Consider the following 12,523-nt stretch of genomic DNA (forward strand, 5'->3'; position numbering starts at 1 on the left):
CTACGCCGCCTTGCGCTGTTGCGGCGCCGGCGTCGCCGGTGTCACCTCCGCCGCACTTGCCACCTTCCCCACCCACAGCACCGAGAACACCGTCAGTCCGGCCGCGATCCAGCCGTTCCAGCCGTAGCCGAGGATGTGTCCGGCCGCGTCCGTATGCAGGGTCAGGCCGCCCAGCAAGGCGCCGACGCCGCTGCCCAGTTGCTGGATCGCCGAATTGGCGCTGAGGAAGGCGCCGCGTTTGGACGGGTCCGGCACGGTCGTCATCAATGCCTGCAAGGGAATGGTGCGTCCGGACACGGCGGTCATGAAGAACGGAAAGAACAGGATCACCGCGACCAGCGGCATGGCCGGCATGTGCGTCACGAACATCATCGGCAGCACCGAGAGCAGCGCCAGATAGCGGTAGACCTTGTGCGCGCCGGCGCGATCCGACCATTTGCCCACCATGCGCGCGCTGACCAGGGTGGCCAGGCCACCGGCCAGATACACATAGGGAATCTCCGCCGGCTTGACGCCAAGGTTGCTCACCAGCACCGGCGAGATGAACGGAATCACCAGCATGCCCGTCATCATGTTGACAAAGGACAGCGCGAACGCCTTCAGGTGGTTGGGCACGCGGTACAGGCCGATCAGGTTCGGCAGCACGGCCGACAGCGGCACGCGCTGCGTCAAATGGCCCGTAATGGACGGCAACGTCCGCGCGCCCAGCGCCCAGATCACCAGCGAGAACAGCACCAGCAGATAGAACGGCGACGCCCAGCCGAAGTGCGCGGCCAGCATCACGCCGGCCGGCACGCCGACCACCGCCGCCAGGCTGAACGAGGTCATCACGACGCCGGTGGCCGCGCCGCGCCGGTGGGCCGGAATCAGGTCGCCGATGATGGCCATGACGATCGCGCCGAGCACGCCGCCGGTCACGCCGGCGAAGGCCCGCGACAGCACCAGCACGTGGAAATTGGGGGCGACGGCGCACGCCAGGTTGGACAAGGTGAACAGCGCGAACATCCACAGCAGCAATTGTTTGCGGTCGAAGCGGTCGATATACATCGCCGCCACCAGGCCGGACAGGCCGGCGCACCAGGCATAGGCCGACACCGCGCCGGACACGGCGGCCGGGGTGATGGCGAAGGCTTGCATCAGCTGCGGCGCCAGCGGCATCATCACCATGAAGTCCATGATGACGGTGAATTGGGTCAGCGCCAGCAGCCACAGCACCAGGCGCTCGCGGGCCGGGGTCAAGGCGAGCGCGGGGGGAACGGCCATGCTCATTCCAGCGCCAGGATCTCGGCCGTCGTGCGGCGCAGGATCGCCCGGATGTGCTCCAGCTTGGCGGCACTCGGATGGTTTTCCTGGCCCTGCGCGATGACCGCGTGCTTGAGCTCATGCATGATCGTGCGCAGGTCGTCGCGCGACTCGGCCGGATCGCTCATGCGCGCCACGATGGCGTCGACGAACTGGCGGTTCTCGGCCAGGAAGGCCTCGCCTTCCGGCGTAATCGTATGCAACTTCTTGTTGCCATCGGCGGCGGCGGCGACATGGCCCATATCGAGCAGCATCGACAGCAGCGGATAGATCGCGCCCGGGCTGGGCGTATAGCCGCCGCCGGAACGCTGTTCCAGCTCCTTGATGATCTCGTAGCCATGGCGCGGCTTTTCCGAAATCAGTTGCAAAACGATATAGCGCATGGCGCCGGCATCGAACATTTTCGGACCGCGACCGCGACCGCCGCCGCCGTGGTGCGGCCCATGCGTGGCGCGCGGATGATGATGGTGATGTGAGAATCGAAACATTTTGAACTCCTTCTTCAGATATAACAAGTTAAGATATAACTTATTAAGATATATCTTAGCGCATTTCCGGAAGAGTTCAAGCGCCGATTTGTAACAGCCGTAAAAGCAACTCCGGGGTCAGGTCCACCATTGCTACACGAACTGAGGCGTAAGACGTATAAACGGTCGGTTGAGTTCGATACGGTTAGCTCGTGTAGCAATGGTGGACCTGACCCCGGAATGAAAAAAAGGCAGACCATCGAGGTCTGCCTTTGGGGTTGCGGCCGTCTTACGGTCAGCTGTCGAGGTGGGAGATCAGCAGGCGGCGGTTGTCGCTTTCGCCGCCCTTCGCTTTTGGCTGCACCACCACGCGCGAGTTCTGCGTGTCGAGCGAGATGCCCACCGACAGGATGTCGATCAGCAGCAGCTGCAAGATGCGCGAGATCATCGACAGGAAAGTGGTGCTGTCCTCCGTGTGATCGACCGCCAGGCACACGCTGGCCTTCTTCGCCAGCGGCGAGTTGCTGGCGGTGATGGCGATGACGTCGGCACCCGCCGCGCGCGCCGCGTCGACCGCTTCCAGCAGGTCCGGCAGCTTGCCGGAGTTGGAAATGGCGATCACCACGTCGCCAGGATTGAGCAGCTCGGCCGCCAACGTCAGCAAATGCGAGTCGCCGTACGCCGACGTCGGAATGCGGAAGCGGAAGAATTTGTGCTGGCCATCCAGCGCCACCACGCGCGAATTGCCCATCGCGTAAAACTCGACCCGCTTGGCCTTGGCCACCAGCGCGATCGCCTTGTCCAGCGAACGCACGTCCAGCTGGTCGCGGAACTTCAAAATCGCCGAAACGGTATTGTCGATGACCTTGGCGCTCAAGTCGTGCGTGCTGTCGCTCACCCTCACCTGGCTGTGGCGCACCGGGATCGCGCCCGTCAGGCTGCTGGCGAACTTCAGCTTGAAGTCGGCCAGGCCGAGGAAACCGAGCGAGCGGCAGAACCGGATCACCGTCGGCTGGCTCACCTCCGCCAGGCGGGCGATGTCGGCGATCGGCTCGTTGAGCACCAGGCGTGGCTGCTCCAGCACCAGCTGCGCGACGCGCTGCTCGGCCGGCGTCAGCTCGTGCTGCAGATGCTGCACGCGCTCCATCAGGGTGTTGGCGCCGCTGCGTCCGCGCAGATGCTCGGACAAAATCGTCGCCACGCCGTAAAAGGCGGGATTCGGCGTGGTGATCACGTACGTCGGAATCTCCGACAGATAGCTGGTGAAACGGCCCTTGGCCTCGAAGCGCGAACGGAACGGCGACGACGCGAACCAGTCGCCCATGCGCGGCACGATGCCGCCGCCGATGAACATGCCGCCGAACGCGCCCAGGGTGACGGCCAGGTTGGCGGTGGCGCCGCCCAGCATCGCACAGAAGCATTCCAGCACTTCGAGGCACAGCGGGTCCTTGTCGGTCAGCGCGCCGGCCATGATCTCCTGCGAGCTCAGGTCGCGCACCTGGCGGCCATTGCGCTTGGCGATGGCGCGGTAGATGATCTCCATGCCGGGGCCGGAGATCAGGCGCTCGGTCGAGACGTGCGACCAGGTTTGCCACGCGTACTGCAGGATCGAATATTCGCGCTCGTCGGCCGGCGCGAAGTTGGTGTGGCCGCCCTCGGAGCCCAAGGTGACGAAGCCGTCGACGGTCGGGATCACGCCGGACACGCCAAGCCCGGTGCCCGGTCCCAGCACGCCGATGACCGAGTTCGATGCCGGCTTGCCGCCGCCCACCTGCATCAGGTCCGCCGGTTTGAGGCCCGGCAGCGACATCGCCAGCGCCGTGAAGTCGTTCACCACCAATAAAGTGTGCAGGCCGAGCGCGCGGCGCACTTCGTCGGTGGAGAATTCCCAGTCGCGGTTGGTCATGCGGACATGGTCGCCGCTGACCGGGTTGGCCACCGCCAGCGCGGCGTGGTTCAGGGTGATGTCGGCGTGGTCGGACAGGTACGATCGCAGCATGGCGACGATGTCGCTAAAGTCGTCGCACTTGAGCACGCGCACGGCGCGGAATTCGCCGGGGGCCGTTTGCAAAGCGAAGCGCGCGTGCGTCGCGCCGATGTCGGCCAGCAGGCGTGGGCCGTCGGCGAACGCCGTGCGATTGAGTTTTTGGTCTACTTCAGCTTGTTTCATCGTTCGATTCAGTCAAAACAGTTGGCGGAAGCATACCCGAAATATGGGGTGTTAAGAAGGTAACTGCGAGGTAAGAATGATGACGGCGGCAAATCGCCGCCGTCATCTCTTATTTTGCGTACCCGAACCAGGCGCCGAAGGCCGGCAACTGCACCTGGCTGCCGTCCACCGTTCCAGGCAGGTCGTAACCTTCCATCTGTTCCGCGCCCGTTACTTGCGGTAACGCGAAGCTGACCGGCGCCCCGCCCAGATTGAAGACGGCGATGATCCCGCGCTCGCCGTCGGCATCGCGGCGCAGCGCCAGCACCGGCTCCGGCGTGTCGAAGAATTGGATGTCGCCGCGCGTGAGCTGCGGCAGCTTGCGGCGCCAGGCGATGAACTTGCGCGTGAACGCCAGCGACGATTCGGCATCCGACTCCTGCACCGCCGCCGCCTTGGCGATATGGTCCGGCGACACCGGCAGCCATGGTTTACCGGTGGTGAAGCCGCCATCGGCCCCGCCGGTCCACGCCATCGGCGTGCGGCAGCCGTCGCGGCCCTTGAACTCCGGCCAGAAGGTGATGCCGTACGGGTCCTGCAGCAGTTCGAACGGCACATCCGCCTCGGCGAACGCCAGCTCGTCGCCCTGGTACAGGCACGGCGTGCCTTTGAGCGACAACTGCATCGCCAGGATCATCTTGGCGAACGCCTTCGGCGCGTCCGCTCCACCCCAACGCGTGGCGACACGCTGCACGTCGTGGTTACCGACCGACCAGGAGGCCCAGCCGCCTTTGACGCGCGCTTCGAACTGTTCCACCTGTTTGCGGATGTAGTGCGACGAGCACGTAGGCACCAGCAGGTTAAAGCTGTACGCCATGTGCAGCTTGTCGCCGCCGGCGGTGTATTCGGCCATGACGGCCAGCGAATCGTCGGCCCCCACTTCGCCGATCGACACGGCCTGGTATTCGTTCAGCAGGGTGCGCAGCTTTTGCAGGAACGGCAGGTTCTCCGGACGGCTCTTGTCGTAGACGTGGGCCTGCATGCCGTACGGGTTCACGTCCGAGACGGTGGCGGTGTCGCGGTTGACGGCCGGCGGATTGCTGCGCAACTCGGGATCGTGGAAGTGGAAGTTCGACGCGTCCAGGCGGATGCCGTCGACGCCGCGTTCGAGCCAAAAGCGCAGCGCGTCCAGGTGCGCCTGCTGCACTTGCGGATTGTGGAAGTTGAGCTGCGGCTGGCTGACGAGGAAATTGTGTAAATAGTATTGACGACGACGCGTGTCCCACTGCCACGACGAGCCGCCGAACACCGACATCCAGTTGTTCGGCGGATTGCCGTCCGGCGCCGGATCGGACCACACGTACCAGTCGGATTTCGGATTGTCGCGGCTAGCCCGGCTCTCCTTGAACCACGGATGCTCCTCGGCGGTGTGCGCCATCACCTGGTCGATCATGATCTTCAGGCCCAGGCTATGCGCCTTGGCGATCATGACATCGAAGTCGGCCAGGGTGCCGAACATCGGATCGACGTCGCAATAGTCGGAAATGTCGTAGCCGAAGTCCTTCATCGGCGATTTGAAAAATGGCGAAATCCAGACGATGTCCACGCCCAGCGATGCGATATAGTCCAGCTTTGCCGTAATCCCGGGCATGTCGCCGATGCCGTCGCCGTTGGTGTCAAGGAAGCTGCGCGGGTAAACCTGGTAGATGATGGCCTCGCGATACCAGTCTTTAATGTGCGGGGAAACTTGAGTTAGTTGCTTAGTCATAAGAGAATCCGGGGTTGGCTGCGTGTCGTGGAAGGCGCGCGGATGAGTTTGTAGAGAATATACATCACGATATTGTTTTTTTCAATCGTGTACAAGATTTGGGATTATCACAATTAATCCATACAAATCAAATAGTTATGAGTTTTTATCGGAATTCATAAAACAAAAATGAGTAGTCAAACTACACAAATCTTAGGAGAAACCAGTGACTAGCAGCGCTATCGCCAACGGCAACGGGCCGATGCCCCGACAAATTCCCTACATCATCGCCAACGAAGGCTGCGAACGTTTCAGCTTCTACGGCATGCGCAACATCCTCACGCCGTTTCTTCTGAGCACTCTTTTGCTGTTCATTCCGATGGAAGACCGCACCGCCGAGGCCAAGCACGTCTTCCATACCTTCGTCATCGGCGTGTACTTCTTCCCGCTGCTGGGCGGCTGGCTGGCCGACCGCTTCTTCGGCAAATACAAGACGGTGTTCTGGTTCAGCCTGATCTACGTGGCGGGCCACGCCTGCCTGGCGATCTTCGAGGACAACCTCAAGGGCTTCTACTTCGGCCTGGCGCTGATCGCTTTCGGCTCGGGCGGCATCAAGCCGCTGGTGGTGGCCTTCGTCGGCGACCAGTTCGACCAGACCAACAAGAACCGCGCCAGGCTGGTGTTCGACGCCTTCTACTGGATCATCAACTTCGGTTCCTTCTTCGCCTCGCTGCTGATGCCGGTGATGCTGCGCGACTACGGCCCGGCCGTGGCCTTCGGCATCCCCGGCATCCTGATGGCCATCGCCACGCTGGTCTTCTGGATCGGCCGCAAAAAATACGTGCACGTGCCGCCGGCCGCGCCCAATCCGGATTCCTTCAGCAGCGTCGCCCGCACCGCGTTGTTCGCCAAGGCGCCCGGCAAATCGCGTCCTGGCCTGATCGTCGCCGGCATCGGCGCGGCCGGCGCGGCGCTGTCGCTGTGCATGTCGCCGCAGTGGGGCTTCGTCATCGCCGCCTGCACCGCGCTGGTGCTGTTGCTGGCCTTCGGCGGCTTCGGCGTGTCGATGCAGCTGGAACGCGCGCGCGGCCTGCACACCGACGAAGCGGTGGAAGGCGTGCGCGCCGTGCTGCGCATCCTGATCGTGTTCGCGATGATCACGCCATTCTGGTCGCTGTTCGACCAAAAGGCGTCGACCTGGATCGTGCAGGCCAACGCCATGGACAGCCCGTTGCTGTCGATCCTCGGCTGGGAATTCACCCTGCTGCCGGCGCAAATGCAGGCCATCAATCCGATCCTGGTGATGTTGCTGATCCCGTTGAATAACATCGCGCTATTCCCGCTGATGCGCGCCATCGGCATCACACCGACGCCGCTGCGCCGCATGGGCATGGGCATCGCGCTGTCCGGCGCCGCGTGGATCGCCATCGGCGCCATCCAGCTGCAGATGGACGGCGGCGACAAGGTGTCGATCCTGTGGCAGCTGCTGCCCTACGCGCTGCTGACGCTGGGCGAGGTGCTGGTGTCGGCCACCGGCCTGGAATTCGCCTACAGCCAGGCGCCCGCGCCGATGAAGGGCATCATTCTGAGCTTCTGGTATCTGGCCGTCACGGTCGGCAATCTGTGGGTATTGATCGTCAATTCGGGCGTGAAGAACGAGGCGGTCAGCGCGCATATCGCCACCAGCGGTATGAGTTCGATCGCATTCCAGATGTTCTTCTTCGCGGGCTTCGCGCTGCTCACGGCCGGGGTGTTCGCGCTGTACGCGATGCGCTACAAGATGGTCGACAATTATCGCGTCGAAGGTGGCACCAGCTTCTGCTATCCACCGGCCGAGCCACGCAAGGGATCCTGACGACCTCGTGTCCGACTTGCACACGGGCAGGTATCCTACTTGGAAAGTGCTTGGGGTGTGGAACACTCGTCGGGTTACCAGCGCAATCAAGGAGACGATCATGCCCACCCAATTCACCCAGGCCAAAGCCGCCATCGGCCTCGCGGCTTTCTGCCTGTGCACCGCCTTCAGCGCTGCGGCGCAGGCACAGAGCAAACCGATGTCCGACAAGGACGTCGCCCAGCCCACCGGAAGCACCGGCGCGACGGCCTTCCAGCCCAAGGGCGCGGCCAAGGGCGAGGCCGAGGCCAATACCGGCGCCCAAAATGGCAACGCCGGCATGCAGCAGCCGACCAGCAAGCCAGGCTTCGACAACAAGCCGCCCAAGGGCGCCAAGGCCGATTGCCACCGCCCTCAAGGCGGCGTCGATGCCAGCGGCGGTGAAAACATCGCCACCGCCCACAAGGACAACACGAGCTGCACTAACCAGCCGGCCAGGAAGAACGACCGCAAATAGACATCGTGGAAAGCCGCCGCTGGCTGCAATGCAGGTAGTCCTGCAAGCTGGCGGCGACTTGGCGCGCCTCGTCCAACAGACCCGCATTGACCGCCACCGGCGCCACTTCCGCATCGCGGCTGATTAGCTCACTGCGATACACGCTGGCGAATTTCTTGTAACGCAGCCGGAACGACCACTGCGACGACAGAAAACCGAACACCTCGGCGCACTGGCTTTGCATCGACTTGTAGCTCACCACCAGATAGCGATGCTCCGGCAGCTTTTCCAGGGTCTGTAAGATCATCCGGTTGTAGACCACCCAGGCTTTCAGATAGCGCTCGCGATGTTTGCGGCGATGCCGCGCCAGCCGCATCGAGCGATAAAAATACTTCCATGCCATGCGATGCGGCCAGCTTTTTGCCCGGTATCTGTTATCGAGCAGGCCGAAGTCGCGCTTGAGCAGCGAATGCACCACTTCCTGGTAATCGCGCAGCAGCACCAGATATTTCGCCTGCGGCAGCAGGGCCGAATACGTTTCCAGAAACAGGCAGGTGCGCGGCTCCTTCCAGCCCCACTGCGGGAAGCTGGAATTCCTGGCGTCGATCAGGGAGCGTATTTGGGCCTGCTCCCGCGCGTTCGGCGCAATCGCCCCGGGCGGATGCAGGCCGTCGGGATGAACGCCTTTATCGATCAGGATCTGCTGGTGCAAGTGGTAGAAGTCCTCGTCCTCGAAATGGCCTTCGACATTGCCGGTACCCGCGCCCACCAGGCGTTCGCCGACCTGCAAGCCGCAATCGTGCAGCCAGTGCGTGATCAGCGATGTGCCGGAGCGGTGCATCCCGGCGACGACCAGGACATCATTGGCCATGCCGCGCCCTCCTGCGCTGGACGAAAGCGGTCTGGCTCAATACATACTCGCAGATGCGCGCGGTGCACTCGTCGATGCCGCTGTCGCGGGTGTTGAAGTACAGGTCCGGTTCGGACGGCGGCTCGAACGGATCGTTGACGCCGGTCAGGCACGTCAACTTGTCGGGCGCGTCGTCGGGCAGGCTGGCGCGCCGGTACAAGCCCTTGGTGTCGCGCCGCCGCAGTTCGTCGAGCGCGCAGTCGATGAACACCACTTTCACGTCGGGATACAGCGCGGCCAGTTCCTTGCGCACCTCGTCGTAAGGACTGATGGCGCTGACAATCGTGACGATGCCGTGCGCGGCGAATTTATCGGCGAGGTAGCCGAGGCGGCGCAGATTCTCGCCGCGGTCCCGGCGCGAAAAACCCAGGTCGGTGAACAAGCGTGCCCGATACGGATCGCCATCGATGACTTCAACGGCGACGGACTGCCGGCCAAGACGGTCTTTAACGCTGGCGGCAAGCGTCGACTTGCCAGCGCCGGACAAGCCGCAAAATAGCAATATCATGATAGGCCTTGTGGTTAGGAAACGAATGCGACCAAGACTAGCAGCGCCCAGGCGCCCCTTAGCCGACAATTACCGATTGATACAGGGTGTACAGTGCGGCACAAGGTGTAAATGAACCGGCAAGCAAAACCCTGCACCATGCAGCTTTATGTTAATTTTTGATAAGAAGTAGACGCCAATAGCCGGTGATTCGTATCGAAACTACAGATTCTGGAGTACCATAGCCGCCAAATTTGCGGGTAATGCGGGCGTTCTTGTAATTGCGTTACTTAAATCAACGGTTTGGAGACGAAATATGGTTGCAGGGCGTTTGGTGGCGGGTTCGTTCGGGAGCGCGCTGGCGCTGACATGTTTGGCGGCCTCGGCGGCGCCGGTGCTGGCGGATTGCGACGGGGCGTTTGCGACGCCGCTGCATGCGGCGCCCGCGACCGACGCACGCGCATACTGGCTCAACCGCCAGTTGATCAAATGGCCGGGCGCCGATGCCGGCAACGGCGTATTCAAACTCTATTATTCCGCAAACGCCCTGCTGCGCGCCGCGCCGGGCGCGCGCGTCACCGGCGAGGACGGTGTGCTGACGCTGTCGCGCTTCGATGGCGATGTGCCGTCCGATGTCGCGCGGCGCTTCAAGTTCGTCGGCGACGGCGCGGTGCTGAGCGTTCCAGACGCGGCGCGGCTGCTGACGCAGCAAGTGCTGCTGGTCCGGGAAGGTGGGGACGGCGTGGTGCGCGATGTGACGTCGCTGCAAATCGCCGGCGCATTGGACGACCTTTATGCCGGCGCCGCCAAGGTCAAGGACCTGGGCGTGACCGCCGGTGCGCGCGGTGCGGCTTTCAAGCTATGGGCGCCCACCGCGCAGAATGTGGCCGTGTGCACCTACTCCACCGGCTCGTCCAAGGCAAGCGCCATCACACCGATGACCCGTGACGACGCCACCGGCGTCTGGTCGGCGCGGGCCAATGGCGCGTACTACCAATATCTTGTCGACGTCATGACGCCCACCGCCGGCATCGTGCGCAACCTGGTCACCGATCCTTACTCGATCAGCCTGACCACCGACTCCAAACGCAGCTACGTCGCCAACCTGAACGCCGCCAGGCTCAAACCAGCGGGATGGGACGGGACGCCGTCACCGAAAAAGGTCGCCGCGCCGACCGATATGACCATCTACGAACTGCACGTGCGCGACTTCTCGATCAACGACAGCACCGTCAGCGCGGCCAACCGGGGCAAGTACGCCGCCTTCACCGAGACCGGCTCCAACGGCATGAAGCACTTGGCCGCGCTGAGCCGCGCCGGCATGACCGACATCCACCTGCTGCCGGTCTACGACATCGCCACCGTGCCGGAACAGGGGTGCGCCTCGCCGGACATCGCCGCCCTGCCCGGCCTCGCGCCGGACGGCCTGGAACAGCAGGCGGAGGTCACCAAGGTCAAATTCGCCGACTGTTACAACTGGGGCTACGACCCGTATCACTACACGGCGCCCGAAGGCAGCTACGCCACCGATCCGGCCGACGGCGCCAAGCGCATCGTCGAATTCCGCCAGATGGTGCAGGCGCTGCACAGGGCCGGCCTGCGCGTGGGCATGGACGTGGTGTACAACCACACCTTCATCGCCGGCCAGAACGAGAAGTCGGTACTGGACCGCGTGGTGCCCGGCTACTACCACCGCCTGAACGCGACCGGCGGCATCGAACGCTCGACCTGCTGCGACAACACCGCCACCGAAAACCTGATGATGGCCAAGCTGATGATCGACTCGGTCGAAACATGGGCGGTGCAATACAAGATCGACTCCTTCCGCTTCGACCTGATGGGCCACCAGCCGCGCGCCGCGATGGAGGAATTGCAGGCGCGCGTCAACCGTGCCACCGGCCGGCGCATCGACTTGATCGGCGAGGGCTGGAACTTCGGCGAAGTGGCCGACGGCGCCCGCTTTGTGCAGGCGTCGCAGCTGTCGCTGAACGGCAGCGGCATCGGCACCTTCAGCGACCGCGCGCGCGACGCCATGCGCGGCGGGGGAGCCAGCGACGGCAGCGCGCAGATCATCGCGCAGCAGGGCTACATCAATGGCCTGGTCTACGCGCCCAACGCGCAAGCGCCCACGCGCCCGGCCGGAGACTTGCCGCAAGCGTCGGACATGGTCAAGGTCGGCCTGGCAGGATCGCTGCGCAACTACACGATGCGCACCTGGCAGGACGAGACCAAGCAGCTGCGGGACATCGTCTACGGCGGCAACCAGCCGGCCGGTTACGCCAGCGAGCCGTCGGAAACCGTCAATTACGTCGAGAACCACGACAACCAGACGCTGTTCGACATCAACGTCTACAAGCTGCCGCTGGAGACCACCGGCGCCGAGCGCGCGCAGGTGCAAATGCTGGGCGCCGCCATCAACGCCTTCAGCCAGGGCGTGGCCTACTTCCACGCCGGCTTCGACATCCTGCGTTCCAAATCGCTGGACCGCAACAGCTTCGAATCGGGCGACTGGTTCAACCGCCTGGACTGGACCTACCAGGACAACTACTACGGCACCGGCCTGCCGCGCGCAGAGGACAACGGCAAGGACTACGCGCTGATGAAGCCCCTGCTGGCCAACGCCGCGATCAAGCCGGCGCCGGCGGACATCGCCTGGTCGCGCGACGCCTTCCGCGATTTGCTGGCGATCCGTTCGAGCAGCACGCTGTTCCGCATGCGGACCTCGGCCGACATCCAGCAGCGCCTGCGCTTCCACAACACCGGATCGACGCAGGTGCCGACGGTGATCGTCGCCCATCTTGACGGCGCGGGCTACGCGGGCGCCAACTTCAAGTCGATCACGTATCTGATCAACGTCGACAAGGTCGCGCAGCGCGTCGCCGTCGACGAGGAAAAGAACCGCCGCTACCAGCTGCATCCGGTGCATCTGCGCGCCGGTGCCGCGGACAAGCGCGTAGCGCGCGAAGCGCGGTACGACGCCGCCAGCGGCACGTTCGACATCCCGGCCCGCAGCGCGGTCGTATTCGTCGAAGCAAAATAACCCCGGGGTCAGGTCCTGAGCCTTCCCCTCAAATATTGCTTGTAAACAGAGTGGGTACCTGTTAACTTTCAATCCTAAAAACGGCGCATGC

Annotated in this window: 9 protein-coding genes; 3 read left to right on the plus strand and 6 right to left on the minus strand. The window is 63.5% G+C overall.

Going from position 1 to position 12,523, the window contains the following annotated elements:
- The 4 genes from AC07P1_RS05020 to AC07P1_RS05035 all read right to left on the minus strand — a co-directional run bounded on the left by AC07P1_RS05020 (position 1) and on the right by AC07P1_RS05035 (position 5,686).
- The gene (locus AC07P1_RS05020; protein WP_494694772.1) at positions 1 to 1,263 is read right to left on the minus strand and encodes an MFS transporter; all 1,263 of its coding nucleotides are present in this window, start codon (positions 1,261 to 1,263) and stop codon (positions 1 to 3) included.
- Positions 1,264 to 1,265: 2 nt separating this feature from the next.
- Positions 1,266 to 1,790: a PadR family transcriptional regulator gene (locus AC07P1_RS05025; RefSeq protein WP_494694773.1), complete on the minus strand. Its 525-nt coding sequence runs from the start codon at positions 1,788 to 1,790 to the stop codon at positions 1,266 to 1,268.
- Between the two features lie 274 nt (positions 1,791 to 2,064).
- On the minus strand, positions 2,065 to 3,939 hold the full coding sequence (locus tag AC07P1_RS05030) for a glucokinase (protein WP_494694774.1): 1,875 nt from the start codon (positions 3,937 to 3,939) through the stop codon (positions 2,065 to 2,067).
- A 109-nt stretch (positions 3,940 to 4,048) separates the two neighbouring features.
- A complete protein-coding gene (locus tag AC07P1_RS05035; RefSeq protein ID WP_494694775.1) occupies positions 4,049 to 5,686 on the minus strand; it encodes an alpha-amylase family glycosyl hydrolase in 1,638 nt (545 codons plus the stop codon).
- A 241-nt stretch (positions 5,687 to 5,927) separates the two neighbouring features.
- On the opposite strand from AC07P1_RS05035, the gene AC07P1_RS05040 reads away from it, so the two are divergent.
- Positions 5,928 to 7,520, plus strand: a complete 1,593-nt coding sequence (locus tag AC07P1_RS05040) for a POT-type proton-dependent oligopeptide transporter (protein ID WP_494694800.1) — start codon at positions 5,928 to 5,930, stop codon at positions 7,518 to 7,520.
- 100 nt (positions 7,521 to 7,620) lie between these two features.
- The gene (locus tag AC07P1_RS05045; protein ID WP_494694776.1) at positions 7,621 to 8,016 is read left to right on the plus strand and encodes a hypothetical protein; all 396 of its coding nucleotides are present in this window, start codon (positions 7,621 to 7,623) and stop codon (positions 8,014 to 8,016) included.
- On the opposite strand, the gene AC07P1_RS05050 is transcribed toward AC07P1_RS05045, so the two are convergent.
- Positions 7,982 to 8,866, minus strand: coding sequence for a sulfotransferase family protein (locus tag AC07P1_RS05050; RefSeq protein ID WP_494694777.1), 885 nt, complete (start codon positions 8,864 to 8,866; stop codon positions 7,982 to 7,984). The genes AC07P1_RS05045 and AC07P1_RS05050 overlap by 35 nt on opposite strands.
- A complete protein-coding gene (cysC, locus tag AC07P1_RS05055; RefSeq protein ID WP_494694778.1) occupies positions 8,856 to 9,413 on the minus strand; it encodes an adenylyl-sulfate kinase in 558 nt (185 codons plus the stop codon). Before cysC ends, AC07P1_RS05050 begins: the two co-directional genes overlap by 11 nt.
- A 295-nt stretch (positions 9,414 to 9,708) precedes the next feature.
- Here cysC and pulA point away from each other — a divergent pair, with 295 nt between their 5' ends.
- The gene (gene pulA, locus AC07P1_RS05060) at positions 9,709 to 12,432 is read left to right on the plus strand and encodes a pullulanase-type alpha-1,6-glucosidase (RefSeq protein ID WP_494694779.1); all 2,724 of its coding nucleotides are present in this window, start codon (positions 9,709 to 9,711) and stop codon (positions 12,430 to 12,432) included.
- Positions 12,433 to 12,523: the final 91 nt, after the last annotated feature.

The organism is Duganella sp. GW821-FHT07F09, from assembly GCF_059418705.1.